Origin of the sequence: Grimontia kaedaensis, assembly GCF_023746615.1 — a bacterium.
GTDB lineage: Bacteria > Pseudomonadota > Gammaproteobacteria > Enterobacterales > Vibrionaceae > Enterovibrio > Enterovibrio kaedaensis.
This window is the reverse complement of record NZ_CP082275.1, coordinates 711778-733741: the sequence shown is the minus strand read 5'-3', so window position 1 is coordinate 733741 and position 21964 is coordinate 711778. Positions and strand designations below refer to the sequence as shown.

Here is a 21964-nt window from a genome sequence, read left to right as displayed (position 1 = left end):
CTTTTTCTTTGTACTGAACCGTCTGATTAAGCAGCTTTATCTGGCTCTTCCGGTGGTGGCGCCTCTAGTCCTTCTTCTGACTCTGCTGCCAACTTCTTACGCTTGATCATGCGAACGACAAACCAGCCACCAACAGCCAAAATGAGGAGTAAAATGTTGCCACCGATGATGGTAATCATCGCCATCTTTCTGTCTGCTTCACGTTTTTCCGCAGCAATGCGTTCGTCTTCAATGCGTTTACGCTCTGCTTCACGTTCTTCCCGCTCCTTCTTAGCTTGCTCTATCGCTTCATAGTCGGCCACTGCAAACGTCTGTTCAGGAAGATGAAACATCAAAGGACGGCCGGACAGCTTATCTGTACCGTACAGCCAGGCATGCCACTTATGGCGCCCAGGCTCTTGAAAATTATCGATATCCACCGTCAGTGCGGTGTAATCTTCACCGGCAACGCCCTGATAGACAGATGGCTTGCCATTGGGATCAATAAACTCCGAGTGCGCGGCAATCGAACCGGGCTCGATACTGGCAGTGTCTGACTCTACCAGCAAGTGATGGGGCAGAGCTTTCTTGCGGCTTTGCTTGAAGGTTGCCATCAAAGGTGTTGGGTAAACCAAGACTTCCTGCTCAAGGGTGCGGAAGAATACCCCATTTCCCGAGGTCACTCTTGCACGGTATTTCCCCGGGTGAACATTGATCGGCAATTCGACCGTAAATACGCCATCACCAGCGTATTCATCTAATCCTGCCCCATCGTCTTTGAATCGGCCAAGCGACATAGCCTGCGGGCGCTGATCAACCGGAATATCATCCACACTTTCCAAAAACTCAGTAAAAGTGACTGTCAACTCAACGCGATCGAGGAAATCCCTTAAATTAAGGGGTACTTCGCCTTGCATCAAACGCGCAGTGAATTTCAGGGTTTCACCTTGGTAAAGGCGATCAGGGAATGTATCGACCTTCATATTGAGGTCAGACAGGATGCGGATTTTGTTTTCCGGCGTCACCTTGCCAATAGCCTGCCATGGGCCCGGCATAGGATTTTGAATTGAAATAATGTCCATGTCTGGCTCTTTGTGCCAGGAGACATTGTCGGGGTGGCGAAAATCATAGATTTTAGAGCCGTCTGGCTGCACAAGCACAACCGGGCGGCTCGGATTCTGGCGGTAGATAACAAAGGCAACCTGAGTAATGGTGGAATCGATACGGAAACGGTTATTGAGTAACCGTATGTCACGATCCGATGTCTGCTCCGCCACGACGTTGAACGCCATAAGCAGAGTGAGCAGCAACCCAGCCCACCTTGTTTTCATACACTCTCCTGTTGCCTCCAAAGGCAGCTGCCACTCTTTTCGATGATATCCAGCTGCTTTTCATGTTCACTTAGTTCATCGGCAGAGGCACTGATAATCTTTAGCTTTTTTGTACCGGCTTCAACACGTCGAATAGCTTCGCCACCGCCACCTTCATCATTTGAGTCACCGGCATTGAACTTCAATGTCGTTTGACCACCTGTCATCAACAGGTAAACGTCGGCCAGTATCTCGGCATCGAGCAATGCGCCGTGTAGGGTACGGTGAGAGTTATCTATGCCATAACGTTCACAGAGAATATCAAGGTTGTTTCGCTTGCCCGGGAAGATTTTCTTCGCCATGGCAAGGGTATCGGTTACCTTGCAGAAATCGTCAGTTTTGCCAATCGACGGGTCCAACATCTGGAATTCATAGTCCATGAAGCCGGTATCGAAGGGCGCGTTATGGGCGACAAGTTCTGCACCTTTTATAAATTCAAGGAATTCGGCATGAATATCGCCGTATTCCGGCTTATCACGCAAAAATTCATCGGTAATACCGTGTACGGAAATCGCTTCCGGATCGATTTCGCGATCAGGCTTGATATACACGTGAAAATGGCGACCGGTCAGCTTGCGGTTGATGATTTCCACTGCACCGATTTCAATGATGCGGTGGCCTTCATAATGCGGACCACCTTCACGGTTCATACCCGTGGTTTCGGTATCGAGAACGATAATTCTGTCGTAACTGGCTTTCATAGCGGCACTTGTGTCAGACTTGGCGATTAATTTCCACAGATACTAACAAATATGGTCAAGCAGGTAGAAATTTTCACGGACGGTTCTTGTCTCGGCAATCCGGGGCCGGGTGGTTATGGCGTAATTATGCGCTATAAACAACATGAAAAAGAGATGAGCGAAGGCTTTGCGCTCACCACCAATAACCGCATGGAACTGCTGGCTGCCATTGTTGGGCTGGCAAGCCTGAAAGAGTCCTGCAACGTAACTCTGACTACCGACAGTCAATACGTACGTCAGGGTATCACACAGTGGATACACAACTGGAAGAAGCGCGGTTGGAAAACAGCTGACAAGAAGCCTGTAAAAAATGCTGATCTTTGGCAACGTCTGGATACTGAAACCCAGCGTCATACTGTGGACTGGCAATGGGTGAAAGGTCATGCGGGGCACCCGGAAAACGAACGCTGTGATGAATTAGCAAGAACAGCGGCAGAAAACCCGACAGGGCCAGATGAAGGTTACATCCCTTCCGAGTAAATATCTCAACCGCCGGTGCGGTAATTCACACTCACCGGCGATAGCGACTTTTTGAGCTTCCATTTCGGTTTGATTGGCTTCAGGGGATAAGTCCGCTTGCGTGCAACAATAAAATAGAGCGAGCCAATTGCTGGTAACAGTCCTGAGCAGGCATTCTCAAACCATACGCCACATGTACGGTGACGCGTCGCCGGAATCAGTCCGAAACATGACATTTCCACAATTTCGTAGTTAAGCACCCCCAACCAATCTCTAACTCGCAATGGCGTAAACATTCGCCCACTCCAAGGCAGTTGATTCTTACGCCATGGGATTAATCGACCGATCCCCATCAAACTACTGGGATTTACTCCTGAAAGGATCAGGTAACCATCGTCTATCATGACACGGTCAATTTCACGCAACAGCCGATGAGGGTCATCAGTGTAGTCGAGCTGGTTGGCGAGAATGCAAACGTCGAAGGCTTTATCTAGGAAAGGCAGGTCGTAATTTTCCGCTTCCATGTTTCGTAGCGGATTTAGCTTATCAATACAGACCTGGTGCTGGATGTTACAATGCCCGGTCACCATTTCACAGCTGAGGCCACCAAGCTTCAGCATGTGATAACCGAACAGTCTGGGCAACCACTCATCCAGCCGCGTTTGTACATGCGTACACGCCCATTCGCCATGTGCGAATTGGTCCCACGTATAAGGGTATTCAAGTGGACGTTGGCTGCGTGCTGGTTTCATAGTGTTTTTGAGTTATAGCTGGAGAGATTCAATGCTATCTGTAACAAGCATACCTGCATTCAATGATAATTACATCTGGCTACTAAAAAATGATGACAATCATTGCGTTGTCGTCGATCCAGGTGATGCTGCGCCCGTGCTTGAAACCCTGAAAAACGAAGGGCTGGCGCTAGATGGGATACTGGTTACCCACCATCACAATGACCACATCGGTGGTATCGGTACATTGCTGGAGCACTTTCCAAATCTCACAATTTATGGCCCAACGACCGAGCGCTTCCCCACGGTCAATCAACCGCTCAAACATGGTGACAGTTTTACTCTGTTCAATGCTGAGTTTACAGCTTTCCAAGTTCCGGGACATACGCTGGACCACATTGCTTATTACGCTGAAGGCATTCTGTTCTGCGGCGACACTCTCTTTTCAGGTGGATGTGGCAGATTGTTCGAAGGTACACCTAAACAAATGCACCAATCTCTGACGCACCTAGCATCTTTACCCGACAATACACTGGTGTTTTGTGCGCATGAATACACGCTTTCGAACCTGAAATTTGCTCAAGCGGTAGAACCAAACAATACTGCGCTTAACGATTATGTTGTTGAAGCACAGGCGGTTCGTGCCAAAAATATACCGACGTTACCCAGTTCGATTGGTCGAGAGAAGCGTATTAACCCCTTCCTTCGCGCCCATATAGACAGTGTTAAAGCCGCCGTGAGTCAAGGTGCGACTGACTCTACGGATACCGAAACTTTTGCGGCACTCAGACGCTGGAAAGATGAATTTTGACACAAGTCACTTGTAAGCAGGAGTTCCGGCCGAGTATCATCATCGGCCATTTTTTGAAAGGTCAGAGATTAATGAAGTTCCGTTATGTGCTAGTTGGATCGATGTTCCTCGCAGGATGCCAAATTACCGGCCAGAGTGATGTCGCAACCACGACTAACACGCCAGAGCAACAGGAAAAAGCACTCCTAAAGACTGACATCGTTCAGACGCCAGTTGAAACCGACAAGGTCGAGGAGGCTACACCTGTCATCACGCCTCAAACACAGGACGATGTCTGGGAACGGATTGCCATGCAACTTGAGATGCCCGTACCTGAAAACAAGCGCGTTAATTACTACCGCAACTGGTACTTAAAGCATCCGCAACACCTCAAAACGGTCTCTGAACGCGCTGAACCTTTCCTTTACCTCATCACTGAGAAAGTGGAAGAGCGCGGCATTCCACTCGAAATTGCACTGCTGCCTGTTGTAGAAAGCTCATTTGATCAATTCGCCTATTCTCACGGTCGCGCAGCGGGTTTGTGGCAATTTGTACCTGACACAGGCCGCCGTTTTGGCTTGGAGCAAAACTGGTGGTATGACGGCCGTCGTGATGTGATCGCATCAACAGATGCTGCATTGGATTTGTTGGAATACCTGCACAAGAAATTTGATGGTGACTGGCTGCATGCGCTGGCCGCTTATAACACCGGTGAAGGTCGCGTGTTCAGAGCAATCAAAAAGAACAAGGCCAAGGGGCTGCCAACTGACTTCTGGCATCTGTCGTTACCAAAGGAGACCAGCGGCTATGTACCTAAGCTGATCGCCGTTGCAGATGTGGTCAAAAACAAAGAACGTTATGGCTTGGATCTGCCAGCGATTGCCAATAAACCTGTGGTTGAACAAGTAGAGCCAGGTATGCAGATGGACTTGGCGTTAGCAGCTAACTACGCTGGTCTATCTCTGTCTGAGCTCCAAAGCCTGAACCCTGCGTATAACCACTGGGCGACAGCACCAGACGGTACAAATCACCTACTCTTGCCAAAAGAAAATGTGGCTCGCTTTAATAGTAATCTGACAGAAAACAACAATCAGGGCGTGAAAGTGACCCGCTATAAAGTGAAAAGCGGTGACTCTCTGGGTCTGATTGCAAAGCGTCATAATACAACAGTAAAAGTGATACAACGTGCCAATAGCTTAAAAGGCACCAATATCCGTGTGGGCGAGCACCTACTGATTCCTGTGTCCCTAAAAGATGAGGGTAAGTACACGCTAAGTGCACCACAGCGTCTGGCCAAACTGACCAGTAAGAAACGTGGTGATATCAAACTTACTCATACCGTTCAAAAAGGTGATAGTTTCTGGACGATCGCACGCAAGCACGGCGTGTCACATACTTCGCTGGCACGCTGGAATGGTATGGCACCGAAAGATCCGCTGCGTATTGGTCAGGACTTGGTGATTTGGAAAAAAGCCGATGAAGGCGCACGTATTCGCACTATTTTCTACCAAATCCGTGAAGGTGATTCACTGAGCGGCATTGCAGCACGCTACAAGGTGTCCGTGTCCGATCTGGTGAAATGGAACTCGCTGAAGAAGAACGCATATATCCAACCTGGACAAAAACTGAAGCTGTATATTGATGTCACCAAAGTGAGCGCTTAGCTTCTAGTTCGTAGAAAAAGCGCGCAGCATTTTCGCTGCGCGCTTTTTTGTATCAACAAAATTGATTACATCACCATAGGGTATCGCTTCATCATCCTGATACCTTCCCTCTTAAAGCAATCCACCACCGGGTTTTCCGCCATATCAGCCCGCCATACAAAAGAAAGTGAACGGGAGATATCTAACTCTGGTACGTTCAGCGCCACCAACTTTCCGTCTTTAATATAATGCTCAACATCTAAGTAAGGTAAGCAGGTGACATAAGGCCCATTGGCAACAAGACTTCGAATAACTGGAATATGCTCATACTCGCGCCAAACATCAAGGTCAGCGATATGGCGAGAAATTGCACTCTCAAATGCCATCCTTGTTCCCGAACCATGTTCACGCAATCTGAAAAAGAAAGGCAGCGTTAATCGCTGCCTTTTTCTTTCGCCTCATCAAACACAAAGCTCGCTTCGAGCCTCGCGTGATCGGAGGCGGGAGTATCGATAGATTTAGCGTGTTGTAACGTCACCCCACGATAAAATACGTGGTCCAACGGATGGCTGAAAACCCGTAGCCTTTCATCTGGCTGGAAATTCGCTTCCTTTAGCCCCATTGAACTTAACTTACCTCTCACGACAGACAGTCGTTCATTACTCCAGGTGTTTAAGTCTCCGGCAATAATCAAAGGGCCCTTAAGTGGCTCTACCACTTCAACCAACGCATCCAGTTGCTCAGAATACTCAGTCACACCATAAGTAAAATTGATACTGTGAAGGTTAATCACAGACAACATTTCCCCATTGGAAAGCGGAAAAGCGCTGTATAACGCACTCTTAGGTAATCGCAGATAAGGTTCAACTTTGGTATAGGCACACACTGTCTCTGGTACTGGTTCAGACAATGTCATTACACCCGCGATCTCTCCATTGATCGCAAATGCATAGGCCTGATTACTATGCCAACCGCTCTCTTCCACATAGCTGAGCATTTGTGGTTTGGTTTGTGCTTCCTGAAGCAAAATGATGGTGTTGTCTGCCGCCAGCGACTTAAGTTCAGTATCCCAACCTTCCAACTGCTGTTTATAGATATTCCATACAGCGATGTTTAAAGGCTTCGATACATCAACCACCGAAGAACTTTTGTACTCGCGGCATTTCACAGCACCTTGCCCGGAAGCAAGCTGAGGTGAGTCAGGGACATCAACAAGAAAGTAGACGAGAGCGATACCTAGTAGAAGAAATGCGGTAGAGAGAATAACCCAAAGGCTTCGAAGTTGATTCATAGTGCCGATTAGTGTTTGAGAACTAAACCAGCCTGAAGGATACACATAAACAGTCACTCCCGCACAGGGATTTAAGAGCAAAGCCAAACACCAAAATGCAAAAAAGCCTCAGCATTTCTGCTGAGGCTTGAAGATGGCAGGGGGGGAGGGATTTGATCGGACTGGCGCTCCAGCCCCAAAAATTAGCTCACAGAGCCAAATTCTATATATGAGAAAGCCCCAGCATTACTGCTGAGGCTTAAAGGTGGCAGGGGTGGAGGGATTCGAACCCCCAACACGCGGATTTGGAATCCGCTGCTCTGCCAATTGGAGCTACACCCCTGTTGCTGTTTTTAAGAGTTAGCTTCTCTTTAAGAAGTGGCGGAGCGGACGGGACTCGAACCCGCGACCCCCGGCGTGACAGGCCGGTATTCTAACCAACTGAACTACCGCTCCACTCAAATTACTGTGTGTTCAGCACAATAACTTAAATTGGAAGCCTGGCGATGTCCTACTCTCACATGGGGAGACCCCACACTACCATCGGCGCTGTTACGTTTCACTACTGAGTTCGGCATGGAGTCAGGTGGGTCCATAACGCTATGGTCGCCAAGCAAATTCTGCTAAGTCTTCACCTTTTTAAAAAAGGTAAAAACCAAAATCTTGGAAAGTGACTTGTTTGTTCTCGTTCTTACACATTCAACGTTCTTATTCGAGTCCGTCAAAACCCCTTGGGTGTTGTATGGTTAAGCCTCACGGGCAATTAGTATCAGTTAGCTCAACGCCTCGCAGCGCTTACACACCTGACCTATCTACGTCGTCGTCTCCAACAACCCTTTAGAGGGCTTAAAGCCCTAGGGATGACTCATCTTGAGGCTCGCTTCCCGCTTAGATGCTTTCAGCGGTTATCGATTCCGAACTTAGCTACCGGGCAATGCCACTGGCGTGACAACCCGAACACCAGAGGTTCGTCCACTCCGGTCCTCTCGTACTAGGAGCAGCCCCTCTCAATCATCCAACGCCCACGGCAGATAGGGACCGAACTGTCTCACGACGTTCTAAACCCAGCTCGCGTACCACTTTAAATGGCGAACAGCCATACCCTTGGGACCGACTTCAGCCCCAGGATGTGATGAGCCGACATCGAGGTGCCAAACACCGCCGTCGATATGAACTCTTGGGCGGTATCAGCCTGTTATCCCCGGAGTACCTTTTATCCGTTGAGCGATGGCCCTTCCATTCAGAACCACCGGATCACTATGACCTGCTTTCGCACCTGCTCGAACCGTCATTCTCGCAGTCAAGCGGGCTTATGCCATTGCACTAACCTCACGATGTCCGACCGTGATTAGCCCACCTTCGTGCTCCTCCGTTACGCTTTGGGAGGAGACCGCCCCAGTCAAACTACCCACCAGGCACTGTCCTCAACCCCGATAAGGGGCCTAAGTTAGAACATCAAACATACAAGGGTGGTATTTCAAGGTCGGCTCCACACAAACTGGCGTCTGTGTTTCAAAGCCTCCCACCTATCCTACACATGTAGGCTCAATGTTCAGTGCCAAGCTGTAGTAAAGGTTCACGGGGTCTTTCCGTCTAGCCGCGGGTACACAGCATCTTCACTGCGATTTCAATTTCACTGAGTCTCGGGTGGAGACAGCGTGGCCATCATTACGCCATTCGTGCAGGTCGGAACTTACCCGACAAGGAATTTCGCTACCTTAGGACCGTTATAGTTACGGCCGCCGTTTACCGGGGCTTCGATCAAGAGCTTCGACCGAAGTCTAACCCCATCAATTAACCTTCCGGCACCGGGCAGGCGTCACACCGTATACGTCATCTTTCGATTTTGCACAGTGCTATGTTTTTAATAAACAGTTGCAGCCACCTGGTATCTGCGACTCTCAATAGCTCCATCCGCAAGGGACTTCACCGTCGAGAGCGTACCTTCTCCCGAAGTTACGGTACCATTTTGCCTAGTTCCTTCACCCGAGTTCTCTCAAGCGCCTTGGTATTCTCTACCCGACCACCTGTGTCGGTTTGGGGTACGGTTCCTGATAACCTGAAGCTTAGAGGCTTTTCCCGGAAGCATGGCATCAATGACTTCATCACCGTAGTGACTCGACATCGTGTCTCAGTGTATAGCGTCCCGGATTTACCTAAGACACCCACCTACGCACTTGAACCTCGACAACCGTCGCGAGGCCCACCTAGCCTTCTCCGTCCCCCCATCGCAGTTATCAGCAGTACGGGAATATTAACCCGTTTCCCATCGACTACGCCTTTCGGCCTCGCCTTAGGGGCCGACTTACCCTGCCCCGATTAACGTTGGACAGGAACCCTTGGTCTTCCGGCGAGGAGGTTTTTCACCCCCTTTGTCGTTACTCATGTCAGCATTCGCACTTCTGATACCTCCAGCAGCCCTTACAGACCACCTTCAACGGCTTACAGAACGCTCCCCTACCCAGATATAAATATCTGCCGCAGCTTCGGTGTATCGCTTAGCCCCGTTACATCTTCCGCGCAGGCCGACTCGACCAGTGAGCTATTACGCTTTCTTTAAATGATGGCTGCTTCTAAGCCAACATCCTGGCTGTCTGAGCCTTCCCACATCGTTTCCCACTTAGCGATAACTTTGGGACCTTAGCTGGCGGTCTGGGTTGTTTCCCTCTCCACGACGGACGTTAGCACCCGCCGTGTGTCTCCCGGATAGTACTTACTGGTATTCGGAGTTTGCAAAGGGTTGGTAAGTCGGGATGACCCCCTAGCCTTAACAGTGCTCTACCCCCAGTAGTATTCGTCCGAGGCGCTACCTAAATAGCTTTCGGGGAGAACCAGCTATCTCCGAGTTTGATTGGCCTTTCACCCCTAGCCACAAGTCATCCGCTAATTTTTCAACATTAGTCGGTTCGGTCCTCCAATTGATGTTACTCAATCTTCAACCTGCCCATGGCTAGATCACTCGGTTTCGGGTCTACGTCATGCAACTCATTCGCCCAGTTAAGACTCGGTTTCCCTACGGCTCCCCTATACGGTTAACCTTGCTACATAACGTAAGTCGCTGACCCATTATACAAAAGGTACGCAGTCACCCAACAAGTGGGCTCCCACTGCTTGTACGTACACGGTTTCAGGTTCTATTTCACTCCCCTCACAGGGGTTCTTTTCGCCTTTCCCTCACGGTACTGGTTCACTATCGGTCAGTCAGGAGTATTTAGCCTTGGAGGATGGTCCCCCCATCTTCAGACAAGATAACACGTGTCCCGTCCTACTCGTTTTCACGTTAAATAAGCCGTCGTGTACGGGGCTATCACCCTGTATCGCGCCACTTTCCAGAGGCTTCCACTAACTCATAAAACGCTTAAGGGCTAATCCGGGGTCGCTCGCCGCTACTGCCGGAATCTCAATTGATTTCTTTTCCTTCGGGTACTTAGATGTTTCAGTTCCCCGAGTTCGCCTCCACACACCTATGTATTCAGTGTGGGATACTGGCTTATGCCAGTGGGTTTCCCCATTCGGAAATCCCAGATTCAAATGGCTGTTACTGCCTTATCTGGGCTTATCGCAAGTTACTACGTCCTTCATCGCCTCTGACTGCCAAGGCATCCACCGTATACGCTTAGTCACTTAACCATACAACCCCAAGAGGTTTCGTAGGTTCAAACAACCAAGGTTGTTCCTAAGAACAATGTTCACCCTTTTTGCCTCTGCTTTTTCTTAAAAAGCGGAAACATAAAGCGTTGAACGATTTCGCCGGACTCAAATATTGTTCATCACTTTTGAAGAAGTGATGAAACCAAGAACACTTGAATGTGTTTGGTGTTAACTCCGTAGAGTCAACATTTGAGAACTTTTACAAACAAACTGAATCAGTTTGTTTAGTCAGCTTTCCAGATTTTTAAAGAGCATTTCTCGTAAAGAGAACGTGGCATAAAACCACTTTCTAATGACTTTCTTCCCGAATTGGGGCGGCAAAAATTCGCACCCTATAAATGACATTTAAAGGGTCTGCGAGTCCATTGCAGAAAATGATTAGAGAGTGTGCTTTTTCTTTAGGCAAGGCGAAGTGTTTCGACGTTTAGTTCGCTAAACGAGAAAGGCTTCAACGCAGCATAAAGGAAAAGTGGTGGGCGATACCGGGCTCGAACCAGTGACCCCCTCCTTGTAAGGGAGGTGCTCTCCCAACTGAGCTAATCGCCCACATATGTTTGCTTTTACCTTTAAAAGGGCAAAACCCAAACGAAGTTTTACATCCTCTGTGGAAGAAGATGGTGGGTCGTGCAGGATTCGAACCTGCGACCAATTGATTAAAAGTCAACTGCTCTACCAACTGAGCTAACGACCCAGTGGCGTCCCATAGGGGAGTCGAACCCCTGTTACCGCCGTGAAAGGGCGGTGTCCTAGGCCTCTAGACGAATGGGACACAACGTTTGTCAGCGAAACATGTTTCGCTAACGTTGTGTTAGTGGAGTGACGAGCTTGCGAGAAGCGACATCATACCGAAAAACACAATGTCGAGGTTTGGGAACCTCGACCACTCTTTACTTTTTCAACCTATACAATCTGTGTGGACACTAGCATTAATAGTATCGTTAAGGAGGTGATCCAGCCCCAGGTTCCCCTAGGGCTACCTTGTTACGACTTCACCCCAGTCATGAACCACACCGTGGTAAACGCCCTCCCGAAGGTTAAGCTATCTACTTCTGGTGCAGCCCACTCCCATGGTGTGACGGGCGGTGTGTACAAGGCCCGGGAACGTATTCACCGTGGCATTCTGATCCACGATTACTAGCGATTCCGACTTCATGGAGTCGAGTTGCAGACTCCAATCCGGACTACGACATACTTTCTGGGATTCGCTTCACATCGCTGTCTCGCTGCCCTCTGTATATGCCATTGTAGCACGTGTGTAGCCCTACTCGTAAGGGCCATGATGACTTGACGTCGTCCCCACCTTCCTCCGGTTTATCACCGGCAGTCTCCCTGGAGTTCCCGACATTACTCGCTGGCAAACAAGGATAAGGGTTGCGCTCGTTGCGGGACTTAACCCAACATTTCACAACACGAGCTGACGACAGCCATGCAGCACCTGTCTCAGAGCTCCCGAAGGCACCAATCCATCTCTGGAAAGTTCTCTGGATGTCAAGAGTAGGTAAGGTTCTTCGCGTTGCATCGAATTAAACCACATGCTCCACCGCTTGTGCGGGCCCCCGTCAATTCATTTGAGTTTTAATCTTGCGACCGTACTCCCCAGGCGGTCTACTTAACGCGTTAGCTCCGAAAGCCACAGTTCTAGACTACAGCCTCCAAGTAGACATCGTTTACGGCGTGGACTACCAGGGTATCTAATCCTGTTTGCTCCCCACGCTTTCGCATCTGAGCGTCAGTCTTTGTCCAGGGGGCCGCCTTCGCCACCGGTATTCCTTCAGATCTCTACGCATTTCACCGCTACACCTGAAATTCTACCCCCCTCTACAAGACTCTAGCCTGCCAGTTCAAAATGCGGTTCCCAGGTTAAGCCCGGGGCTTTCACATCTTGCTTAACAGACCGCCTGCATGCGCTTTACGCCCAGTAATTCCGATTAACGCTCGCACCCTCCGTATTACCGCGGCTGCTGGCACGGAGTTAGCCGGTGCTTCTTCTGCCGCTAACGTCAAACACTGCACGTATTAAGTACAATGCCTTCCTCACGGCTGAAAGTGCTTTACAACCCGAAGGCCTTCTTCACACACGCGGCATGGCTGCATCAGGCTTGCGCCCATTGTGCAATATTCCCCACTGCTGCCTCCCGTAGGAGTCTGGACCGTGTCTCAGTTCCAGTGTGGCTGATCATCCTCTCAAACCAGCTAGGGATCGTCGCCTTGGTGAGCCTTTACCTCACCAACTAGCTAATCCCAACTGGGCCCATCCGGTAGCGAGAGGCCCGAAGGTCCCCCTCTTTGGTCCAAAGACATCATGCGGTATTAGCCACCGTTTCCAGTGGTTATCCCCCTCTACCAGGCAGGTTCCCAGCCATTACTCACCCGTCCGCCGCTCGCCGCCCAACAAATCACCCGAAGGGTCAATGTTGTCGCTGCCGCTCGACTTGCATGTGTTAGGCCTGCCGCCAGCGTTCAATCTGAGCCATGATCAAACTCTTCAATTAAAGTTTTTGGCTCGATGAAATACTGTTGTGTTCTAACCCCTCTCTACAAAGTAAAGAAAGAGCAGAACGAATTGACTGTGCCGATATAACCGAAGTTATGTCGTTTGGTCACTCAGCAAACATCGATAAATCTTTTGTCTATCAATCACGAGTGCCCACACAGATTGCATAGGTCAAATTGTTAAAGAACTTGCTCAGCCTTGCTGAGCGGAGTGAGATTTAAACTCAACTCTTTTTTCGAGTCAAGCACTTTTGCTTTCCTCGTGTTAGCTGCGGACTTTGCCGTGCCAACGAGGAGCGCATTATAGGGAGAGTTTTTTTGTTGGCAATACCTTTATTATGAAAAAGTGGCTTTTTTTCTAAAAAATCGCTCAAGCGCTCAAAAGACAATCAAACAGACAAAAAAGCAGCCAATTTCGGCTGCTTTTTCTGTGTAATTTAATCCGATTTTAATTTCGGATATCACTTTTTCAGGTATTCAGGCACATCAGCAATGCTATTAAGTACCGCTGTTGCCAGTTTTTCACCTTCTTGTGAAACTGCCTTTCCAGTGCGAACGAGAATCTTGGTTGATATACCTGCCGCTTCAGCAGCGCGCATGTCGTCGGCCTTGTCTCCAATCATCACAGAATTTTCCATGTCGATCTTGAGGAAGTCTCGCGCAGAGAAAAACATACCTGGTTTAGGTTTACGGCAATCACAGTCTTGCTTGTATTTGTCATTGCCGTGTTCAGGGTGATGCGGGCAGTAGTAGATACCGTCAAAGTCCACGCCTTTGTCAGCGAAGTTCCAATCCATCCATTCAGTCAGGTTGAGAAATTCACCTTCCGTATAGTAGCCACGTGCGATACCAGACTGATTAGTCACCAGCACAAGGAGATAGCCCATTTCTTTCAATGCTCGGCAAGCATCGAAAACGCCATCTATATATTCAAAGTCATCTGTTGTACTGACATAACCATGATCAACGTTGATCACACCATCTCTATCGACAAAAACCGCTGGTCTAGCCAAAGCGCTACCCTCTATACATTATTACGCTGCGATTATGACACGCATTGCCAACGCAAGCATCCACGATTGTTAGGCCATCTTGACGAGTGTGGTAAAGTTCCTCTGATAGCCTAGTGAGTAAAATCAGCATGAAATATTCCCTGACGCCTGTCGGTCATATTGAATCCCCTTATAAAGAGAAATTCGCCGTCCCCCGTCAACCAGGACTTGCGCCAAGTGCTTTGGCATCTGTCGTTTTAGAAGGCGAAGCATGCAATGAAGACACAGTGCGTGGTATTGAGCAATTCTCGCACCTTTGGATTCTTTTCTTGTTTGACCAAAACCTCGAACAAGGGTGGACGCCAACAGTCCGTCCTCCCCGCTTGGGTGGCAATGAGCGTATTGGCGTATTTGCCAGCCGCGCAACCTTCAGACCGAACGGTATCGGTATGTCGGTCGTGCCTTTGAAAGGGGTTCGTAAAGAAGGTGGCAAAATAATCATTGATATTGGGAGTTGCGATCTTGTCGATGGTACGCCAGTCATCGACATCAAGCCTTATATCCCTTATTCGGATTCCATAGAAGAAGCTGCAGGTGGATATGCTGCAGAAGCGCCTCAAACACTCGATGTCCAGTTTGACCTTCAACCTTTAGCCTTCTTAGCCAAAGATAAAGAAGGTAAAAATAAGCAACAGGTGATTAGTGAAGTACTCGCACAAGATCCACGCCCAGCCTATAAAAAGGGAAAAGCTGATACCAAGGAATATGCAGTTCACCTCTTTGACCTAAATGTGAAGTTTACCGTCGCTGAACCTGTAATCACGGTGACAACAATAGAAGCCTTTGGCGAATAGTGTTCTCGCTGTTAATATGACGCTCTTATACCCTCCATACTGTAATTAGATAAACGGATAGCTTAGATGCGTACCAGTAAATACCTTCTTTCTACTTTGAAGGAAACGCCAAACGACGCAGAAGTGATCAGCCACCAGCTGATGCTGCGTGCCGGTATGATCCGCAAACTGGCTTCAGGTCTGTACACCTGGCTGCCAACCGGTTTGCGCGTACTGCAAAAGGTTGAAAACATCGTTCGTCAGGAAATCAACAACGCAGGTGCGATTGAAACTCTGATGCCCGTAGTTCAACCGTTTGAGCTATGGGAAGAAACAGGCCGCTCAGAAAAGATGGGGCCTGAACTACTTCGCTTCACTGATCGCCACGAGCGTCCGTTTGTTCTGAGCCCGACGGCAGAAGAAGTGATCACTTCTCTTGTTCGTAATGAAGTGAACTCATACAAGCAACTGCCATTGAATCTGTATCAGATCCAGACCAAGTTCCGTGATGAAGTGCGCCCACGTTTCGGCGTGATGCGCGCGCGTGAATTCTCAATGATGGACGCTTACAGCTTCGACATCGACAAAGAAGGCTTGCAGAAGTCATATGAAGCAATGCACGTTGCTTACTGTGCGGCATTTGATCGCATGGGTCTGGATTACCGTCCAGTTCTGGCTGACACCGGTGCTATCGGTGGTTCTGCGTCACACGAATTCCACGTTCTGGCAAACAGCGGTGAAGATACCATCGCATTTTCTACTGAGTCTGATTACGCTGCGAACGTTGAAATGGCAGAAGCCGTTGCACCTGCAGGTGAGCGCGCTGCACCAACTCAGGAAATGACACTGGCAGATACACCTGATGCGAAAACCATCGCTCAGCTTGTTGAGCAGTTTGACCTGCCAATCGAGAAAACCGTTAAGACACTGTTCGTGAAAGCGTCTGACACTGTTGATGCTGATCTGGTTGCGCTGCTGGTTCGTGGCGACCACGAACTGAACGAAATCAAAGCTGAGAAGCTTCCACAAGTTGAGATGCCGCTGCAATTTGCGACAGAAGAAGAGATTCGTGCGATTGTGAATGCAGGCCCTGGCTCACTGGGTCCAGTTAACCTGACCGTTCCTTTCATCGTTGATCGCAGTGTTGCAGCAATGAGTGATTTCGGCGCGGGCGCGAACATCGACGACAAACACTACTTTGGCATTAACTGGGGTCGTGACGTTGAGCTGGGTGAAGTGGCTGATATCCGTAACGTGGTTGAAGGTGACCCAAGCCCATGTGGTCAAGGCACTATCCTTCTCAAGCGTGGTATCGAAGTAGGTCACATCTTCCAGTTGGGTACTAACTACTCAGAGAAAATGAACTGTGGCGTGCTGGGTGCTGACGGTAAGAATACCATTCTGGAAATGGGTTGTTACGGCATCGGCGTTTCACGTGTTGTCGCAGCTGCCATTGAACAGAACCACGACGACAACGGTATCATCTGGCCTGACGCGATTGCACCGTTTACCGTTGCTATTGTCCCAATGAACATGCACAAATCTGAGCGCGTTAAAGAAGCGGCAGAAAAACTGTATGCTGACCTGACAGCAGCAGGCATTGAAGTACTGTTCGACGATCGTAAAGAACGTCCAGGTGTTATGTTCTCTGATATGGAACTGATGGGTGTACCACACACTATTATCATCGGTGAGCGCAGCATGGACAATGGCGTGTTTGAATACAAACACCGTCGTGACGGCGAGAAAGTGCCAGTTGAAATGGAAAACATGGTTGAGTTCGTGAAAGCGAAACTGGCTTAATTCCGCTAACTGAGTTGAAAAACGCCTCTTTTGGGAGGCGTTTTTTTATACGCAATTATCAAAGAAAGTAACGAGGTTTCGTCCTTTTTCTTTTGACTGATAGAGAGCCTGATCAGCATGACTGAAGTAATCTTCAACCCGCTCCACCCTCTCATCAGGAATGACAAAGGTAGCACCGAAGCTCATAGTCACAGGGATCACCCTCCCTTCAAATTCAAAGCGGAACCGTTCTATTTCCATTCGAATCCTTTCCAGCACCTTGTAGGCTCGCCCAGCGTCCTTCACACTAAACAGCAGTAAAAACTCTTCACCACCAATACGCCCAATCCTGTCATAAGGCCTAAGCTGTTGGCTGAGCAGTTCACCTAACTGGCGTAAAATTGCGTCCCCCGCGGGATGACCGTATTTATCATTAATGCGTTTAAACCAGTCGATATCACACACAGAAAAACACAATCGACTTTCTGTTCTGACGGCACGAGAAAAATCCTCGTGAACCCGTTCGAACAAAGCACGTCGATTAAGTAACCCTGTCAATTCATCATAACTTGCCAAATGATCGAGACGAGTCATAGCATCAACGAGTCTTGCCTGAAGTTCGAGCGTTCTTCGGCCAACCTCGATCCGTGCTCTTAACACCTGGGTATTGAAAGGTTTAGTGACAAAGTCGTTCGCTCCTTGATTCAACCCTTCAGCGATATGCTCTGCGCTGTCTCTCGCCGTGCAAATAATAATGTAAGGAGGGTTTGCCATGTCTATCTGACGAATTTTCTGGCAAAGCTCAATACCGCTATAGCCTGGCATTTCCCAGTCAAGGATCAACAATGAGGGAGGTTCAGGCTGCATCACCTGCTCCAAAGCCTCCAGACCATCATGAGCGACGACCGCTTCGACTCCCCATTTTTGTAGCAAAACTTCCACCAATTTGGCCGAAGCTTTGTCATCGTCAGCGATCAAAGCGCGTACTGAAAATGCCATCTCATACTCTTTATGAATGCTATTGAGTATAAATATACCATTCGTCGTTCTCTTGCTATGGGGCAATGACAAAGTCGTCAGTGTCTTTTAGCTATAGATCACAATCAGTCAGCAACATTAGGAAATTCAAATGCATCTTCCTCTCAGAAGGATCGCTTCTGGTTCATACTGAAGATAAGCAAAATCAGACAGGTACGAGTTATGTCGTCTACCGCGCGTTCCACAAATCCTCACAAAAACATCGCCTTGTTGTTAACAGGCGGTGGCGCGCGCGCGGCGTATCAAATTGGTGTGCTGAAAGCGATCGCAGAATGGTACCCACGCGTGCATCACAGTCCATTTACTATTTACTGCGGCACCTCAGCTGGTGCGCTCAATGCCACTTCCCTCGCCTGCCATACGTCATGTTTTCGACTCGGTGTCAAAAAACTGTCTTGGCTTTGGACAAACCTTACAACCAAAGATGTGTTTAGCAGCTCATTCTCAGGTATGTTCCAGCATATAGGGCGTCAGGGTTTTGCCCGCATGCAAGCTCAGTATCATTGCGCGCCTCCCTTCGGTCTTCTCGACAATAGGCCGCTGCGTACCTTACTGAATAACGTCATTAATTTCAGCAAGATAGAACATCAAATCCTCGCCGGAAATTTACGGGGGTTGGCCATCACCGCATCGAATTATCAAACCAGTAAGTCCGTCACTTTCTATCAGGGGCAATCTTGTATTGAGCCTTGGACACGATCACGGGCGATAGGGGTTCCTTGCCAGATCACCACAGAACACTTACTGGCCTCCTCTGCCATTCCCATCGTTTTTCCTGCTTCCCAGATCGGGCATAACTATTATGGTGATGGCTCTGTCCATCAGATTGCCCCACTCCGTCCAGCGTTGAAAATGGGGGCGGAACGGGTACTTATTATTGACTTAAACCCCAAGCAGATGCCAAAAAATCATGGGCTTGCACATGCTCCCGGCCTAGCAACTCTTGGAGGTCATTTAATGGATGCTATCTTTGCAGATACGCTTTCTGCCGACCTAGAACATCTGGATAGAATGAATGCCTTGGTAGGAAATATGACAAAGACCAAAGCAGAAAAATTGGCGCTGCGGCAAGTCGATGCCTTTCACCTTTCCCCTTCAGAGCCCTTTGAATCCCTTGTTGAACGCTACTATTGTCATATGCCTATGGCAGTAAGAGGTCTGATGAGAATTCTGGGTATCAGTCCTGTTGAAGATGCGGCAATCACCAGCTATCTGCTGTTTGAGCCGAAATATATCAACCACTTAATTGACATGGGGTACCAAGACGCTCAGAATCGTCGATCCGATTTAGCAGCCTTTCTCTCTGATGAGTAATCCCTGCTCTCTGGATGAAGCACATTAGCTCAGTAGAACTGGAACGCTTTTTGCTTTTGTTGATTAAAGCATAAACAGTGATAGTTTTTGGTTTCTGAGGCAATTTCGATGAGTACGCAACTGGAACAAGTAAAAAAAGCGGCGATTCAATCTCGTCGTGTTCCTCTGGGTGCGGATCAGCGTCTGATGGTGCTGCAGAAACTTCAAGGAAGATTGGATATCGATCCTCTGTTTGAAGTTTTTACCAGAGAATTAGAAAAGCAAATCGACATCACCCGATTGATCTGGGAGCACGAAGAGATCTCCCATATTGTTCGTCGTGGCGGTGCTTCAGAGTACCGACAAACCTTTTCCCTCAAGTTCGCGAATACCTCGCTAGGCATGCTGCAATACAGCACCCCTTATAAACTTGATGATGACGAAATTGCTCTTATTCATACCTATCATCGCCTGCTCGCAGGTCCTTTGAGCAATGCCATTGAATACAATCGTGTTCGTAACCTTGCGCTCCTCGATAGCCTGACTGGATTGAACAACCGAACCAGCTTCGAGCAAGACATGCGTCAGTCCATCGCAATGACTGAACGTAATGACCATGGCTTAATTCTGATGATTTTTGATATGGATAACTTCAAACAGGTCAACGACACTTATGGTCACCTTGATGGTGACAAGGTATTGCGACGTTTCTCTTTGCTATTAAAAGAAGCCATCCGAGCTTCTGACCGTTGCTACCGTCTGGGTGGAGACGAATTTGCTGTTATTCTGACACCAGCTACGCGAGAGTCAGCACAACTAGTGAACGAGCGACTTAAGTCACTGATTGTTAAAGATCCACTCCTGACCGCACATAATATCTCCAGCTCTGTCGGCTGTTCAGCCTATCGCCAAGGTGATAATAATATCTCCATGTTTGAGCGCGCAGACCGAGGTATGTACCGCAACAAACATAAACGCCGATAACCCTTTAGATAACTGACCTCAAGGCTCCATTGCGGAGCCTTTTTACGTTATATTGGCTTCAGTTTTATTCAAGGAGTGGCTATGAGAGTCTACGATTGTTGCGATTTGATCCGTCAACGTTATTCAGAAATTGGCAGCGGCGAACAAGGCTATATTCCACAGGCAATTGCTTGTGCTGTTCGTGCATTGAATGCAGTAGCATCCGACGAATCAGTTGCGCAAGAGCTACGCGAGCAAGCTGCCTTTGCAGCAGCAAACCTTCTGATCAGCGACCACGAGGACGCGTAATGGATCTAAAAAACTTTGACACCATGGATACCATCATGCTGATGAGTATTGTGAACATGAAGTTGCGGGACGATTTTTCTTCACTGGAAGAGTTGGTGAAGTACTTTGATATTGATGCCGAAGCCCTGAAAGCAAAACTTGCCACTGCAGGTTTCGAGTACATGACTGATCAAAACCAGTTCCGCTAACAGCATCAACATCCAATAAAAACGGAAGCGCTACGGCTTCCGTTTTTGGTTTCTGTTTACTTGAAAAGGTTTAAACCAGCGACATCCAAATCACTGCAATAACCAGAACTGGACAAACAAATTTCACATACAGAGGCCAGACTTTCCAGAACAAGCCTTGTTCGATATCTTCGTAGCCTTGTCGAAGTTCTTCCAATTTCTGCGTACGTTTCCATACCCAACCACCATATAAACAGAAAAGAAGTGCAGCAATTGGCTGGAAGTACTGTGTTGCGATTGTCGCTACTAAGCCAAACAGCTCGCCAAAGTTAAATACGATCACCACACTGAAAGCAGCTATAACACCCCCCAACAACCAGCTTGAAACTGAACGTTTTGTGCCAAGGCGCTCACTCATTAGCGCAACAGGACATTCGAGCATAGAAATCGATGATGTCAATGCAGCAATCGTCATCAACAGGAAGAAGATGAGAGCAACGAAAGTACCAACCACGCCAAGCCCTTCAAATAGCATTGGCAGAACATCAAAAACCAGTGTTGATGAGCTCAGCAGCGCGCCGTTTGTGTCATAAATTTCAACGCCCTGACGCATGGCTGCAAACATGGCAGGCAGGATCACCAGACCAGCAATCACCGCCACGGCGGTATCCACTAGCGTGACATTCATCGCCATTTTTGGCAGGTTCTCTTTGCGGCTCAGGTACGAACCGTAAATCAACATAGAACATCCACCAATGGTCAAAGAGAAGAAGCCCTGCCCCATTGCGGCTAGAATCAGATCGCTATCCATCACTTTGGAAAAGTCAGGGATGAGATAGTGCGCCAAACCATCGGTGGCACCTGGCAATGTCATCACGTAAATGAAAAGCACAGCGAACAGAATGAAGAGTGCTGGCATCAGGCGTGTTGACCATTTCTCGATACCTTCTTTCACACCAGCCTGAACAATCAGGATAGTTAGCAGATAGAAAAGACCCGCGCCCAAAAGATTTCGTTCAACCGAGAAACCCTTCAACCAGATTGCAGTGTCATGAAGCCCAGTAAGCTCTGCACCTGCGGCGAGCAAGTAAGAAATTAGCCAGCCACCGACGATGCTATAGAAAGCCAAAACAAGACAAGGCACCAACAGGCCGATAAAGCCTACACCTCCACCGAGCATTTTTGATAACGGAGACCGCCCCAATTTTCTCATACTGTCGATAGGGTTGGCCTGACCATGGCGGCCAATCGCCATTTCAACTACCAGCATTGGGTACGCAACAATGAGGATCATCAAGAGGTAGACAATGAGAAAGGCACCACCACCGTTACTTGCTGCTTGCGTTGGGAATCCCCAGATATTACCCAGACCGACCGCAGCACCTGCTGCTGCCAGAACGAAACCGAGTCTGGAACTAAAATGTTCGCGTCCTGCTGCCATTGTTTTACCTCTCACAACGT

The 21964-nt window shown here is 48.6% G+C and carries 16 protein-coding genes, 5 tRNA genes, 3 rRNA genes and 1 pseudogene; 9 read left to right on the top strand and 16 right to left on the bottom strand.

Annotation, left to right across the window (positions count from 1 at the left end; translation table 11 throughout):
• Positions 1 to 26: 26 nt before the first annotated feature.
• Together K6Q96_RS03560 and dnaQ are read right to left on the bottom strand one after the other, a co-directional pair.
• Positions 27 to 1310, bottom strand: a complete 1284-nt coding sequence (locus K6Q96_RS03560; RefSeq protein WP_251877830.1) for a TIGR03503 family protein — start codon at positions 1308 to 1310, stop codon at positions 27 to 29.
• Complete coding sequence (gene dnaQ, locus K6Q96_RS03555) at positions 1307 to 2050, bottom strand: DNA polymerase III subunit epsilon (RefSeq protein WP_251877828.1); 744 nt, start codon at positions 2048 to 2050, stop codon at positions 1307 to 1309. Before dnaQ ends, K6Q96_RS03560 begins: the two co-directional genes overlap by 4 nt.
• A 51-nt stretch (positions 2051 to 2101) precedes the next feature.
• Here dnaQ and rnhA point away from each other — a divergent pair, with 51 nt between their 5' ends.
• On the top strand, positions 2102 to 2569 hold the full coding sequence (gene rnhA, locus K6Q96_RS03550; protein ID WP_251877827.1) for a ribonuclease HI: 468 nt from the start codon (positions 2102 to 2104) through the stop codon (positions 2567 to 2569).
• Positions 2570 to 2574: 5 nt separating this feature from the next.
• Here rnhA and K6Q96_RS03545 read toward each other — a convergent pair whose 3' ends face one another.
• Positions 2575 to 3300 carry a methyltransferase domain-containing protein gene (locus tag K6Q96_RS03545; protein WP_251877825.1) on the bottom strand — a complete coding sequence of 242 codons (726 nt, stop codon included), beginning with the start codon at positions 3298 to 3300 and terminating at the stop codon, positions 2575 to 2577.
• 31 nt (positions 3301 to 3331) lie between these two features.
• Here K6Q96_RS03545 and gloB point away from each other — a divergent pair, with 31 nt between their 5' ends.
• Positions 3332 to 4090 (top strand): hydroxyacylglutathione hydrolase, encoded by a 759-nt coding sequence (gloB, locus tag K6Q96_RS03540; protein WP_251877823.1) that lies wholly within the window; start codon positions 3332 to 3334, stop codon positions 4088 to 4090.
• 71 nt (positions 4091 to 4161) lie between these two features.
• On the top strand, positions 4162 to 5733 hold the full coding sequence (locus K6Q96_RS03535; protein ID WP_251877821.1) for a lytic transglycosylase: 1572 nt from the start codon (positions 4162 to 4164) through the stop codon (positions 5731 to 5733).
• A gap of 65 nt (positions 5734 to 5798) precedes the next feature.
• Here K6Q96_RS03535 and K6Q96_RS03530 read toward each other — a convergent pair.
• The 11 genes and pseudogenes from K6Q96_RS03530 to gmhB form a co-directional block, all read right to left on the bottom strand.
• Positions 5799 to 6125, bottom strand: a pseudogene (locus tag K6Q96_RS03530) (LysR substrate-binding domain-containing protein); the annotation flags it as partial.
• Positions 6126 to 6145: 20 nt separating this feature from the next.
• Positions 6146 to 7003, bottom strand: a complete 858-nt coding sequence (locus K6Q96_RS03525; protein ID WP_251877819.1) for an endonuclease/exonuclease/phosphatase family protein — start codon at positions 7001 to 7003, stop codon at positions 6146 to 6148.
• A 245-nt stretch (positions 7004 to 7248) separates the two neighbouring features.
• Positions 7249 to 7325 (bottom strand) — tRNA-Trp (locus tag K6Q96_RS03520).
• 36 nt (positions 7326 to 7361) lie between these two features.
• Positions 7362 to 7438 (bottom strand) — tRNA-Asp (locus tag K6Q96_RS03515).
• A 42-nt stretch (positions 7439 to 7480) separates the two neighbouring features.
• A 5S ribosomal RNA gene (rrf, locus tag K6Q96_RS03510) occupies positions 7481 to 7596 on the bottom strand.
• 128 nt (positions 7597 to 7724) lie between these two features.
• Positions 7725 to 10612 (bottom strand): 23S ribosomal RNA (locus K6Q96_RS03505).
• Positions 10613 to 11103: 491 nt separating this feature from the next.
• A tRNA-Val gene (locus K6Q96_RS03500) sits at positions 11104 to 11179 on the bottom strand.
• 69 nt (positions 11180 to 11248) lie between these two features.
• Positions 11249 to 11324, bottom strand: a tRNA-Lys gene (locus K6Q96_RS03495).
• 2 nt (positions 11325 to 11326) lie between these two features.
• Positions 11327 to 11402, bottom strand: a tRNA-Glu gene (locus tag K6Q96_RS03490).
• Positions 11403 to 11572: 170 nt separating this feature from the next.
• Positions 11573 to 13125: ribosomal RNA gene (locus tag K6Q96_RS03485) — 16S ribosomal RNA — on the bottom strand.
• Together the 16S, 23S and 5S rRNA genes with 5 tRNA genes alongside form the textbook arrangement of a ribosomal RNA operon.
• Before the next feature lie 462 nt (positions 13126 to 13587).
• The gene (gene gmhB, locus K6Q96_RS03480) at positions 13588 to 14139 is read right to left on the bottom strand and encodes a D-glycero-beta-D-manno-heptose 1,7-bisphosphate 7-phosphatase (protein WP_251877817.1); all 552 of its coding nucleotides are present in this window, start codon (positions 14137 to 14139) and stop codon (positions 13588 to 13590) included.
• Positions 14140 to 14267: 128 nt separating this feature from the next.
• Here gmhB and tsaA point away from each other — a divergent pair, with 128 nt between their 5' ends.
• On the top strand, positions 14268 to 14972 hold the full coding sequence (gene tsaA / locus K6Q96_RS03475) for a tRNA (N6-threonylcarbamoyladenosine(37)-N6)-methyltransferase TrmO (protein ID WP_251877815.1): 705 nt from the start codon (positions 14268 to 14270) through the stop codon (positions 14970 to 14972).
• Between the two features lie 66 nt (positions 14973 to 15038).
• Complete coding sequence (locus K6Q96_RS03470; protein WP_251877813.1) at positions 15039 to 16754, top strand: proline--tRNA ligase; 1716 nt, start codon at positions 15039 to 15041, stop codon at positions 16752 to 16754.
• Positions 16755 to 16799: 45 nt separating this feature from the next.
• Here K6Q96_RS03470 and K6Q96_RS03465 read toward each other — a convergent pair whose 3' ends face one another.
• Positions 16800 to 17732 carry a GGDEF domain-containing response regulator gene (locus K6Q96_RS03465; protein WP_251877811.1) on the bottom strand — a complete coding sequence of 311 codons (933 nt, stop codon included), beginning with the start codon at positions 17730 to 17732 and terminating at the stop codon, positions 16800 to 16802.
• Between the two features lie 201 nt (positions 17733 to 17933).
• Between K6Q96_RS03465 and K6Q96_RS03460 the strand changes: the two genes are divergently transcribed.
• The 4 genes from K6Q96_RS03460 to K6Q96_RS03445 all read left to right on the top strand — a co-directional run bounded on the left by K6Q96_RS03460 (position 17934) and on the right by K6Q96_RS03445 (position 20524).
• The gene (locus tag K6Q96_RS03460) at positions 17934 to 19085 is read left to right on the top strand and encodes a patatin-like phospholipase family protein (RefSeq protein ID WP_251877809.1); all 1152 of its coding nucleotides are present in this window, start codon (positions 17934 to 17936) and stop codon (positions 19083 to 19085) included.
• A 108-nt stretch (positions 19086 to 19193) separates the two neighbouring features.
• Entirely contained in the window at positions 19194 to 20048 is an 855-nt protein-coding gene (locus tag K6Q96_RS03455) for a GGDEF domain-containing protein (RefSeq protein WP_251877807.1), read from the top strand.
• Between the two features lie 81 nt (positions 20049 to 20129).
• On the top strand, positions 20130 to 20336 hold the full coding sequence (locus K6Q96_RS03450; RefSeq protein ID WP_251877805.1) for a YaeP family protein: 207 nt from the start codon (positions 20130 to 20132) through the stop codon (positions 20334 to 20336).
• A complete protein-coding gene (locus K6Q96_RS03445; RefSeq protein WP_251877803.1) occupies positions 20336 to 20524 on the top strand; it encodes a DUF4250 domain-containing protein in 189 nt (62 codons plus the stop codon). The genes K6Q96_RS03450 and K6Q96_RS03445 overlap by 1 nt, the downstream gene beginning before the upstream one ends.
• Before the next feature lie 70 nt (positions 20525 to 20594).
• Here K6Q96_RS03445 and K6Q96_RS03440 read toward each other — a convergent pair whose 3' ends face one another.
• Complete coding sequence (locus K6Q96_RS03440; RefSeq protein ID WP_251877801.1) at positions 20595 to 21944, bottom strand: sodium-dependent transporter; 1350 nt, start codon at positions 21942 to 21944, stop codon at positions 20595 to 20597.
• Positions 21945 to 21964: the final 20 nt, after the last annotated feature.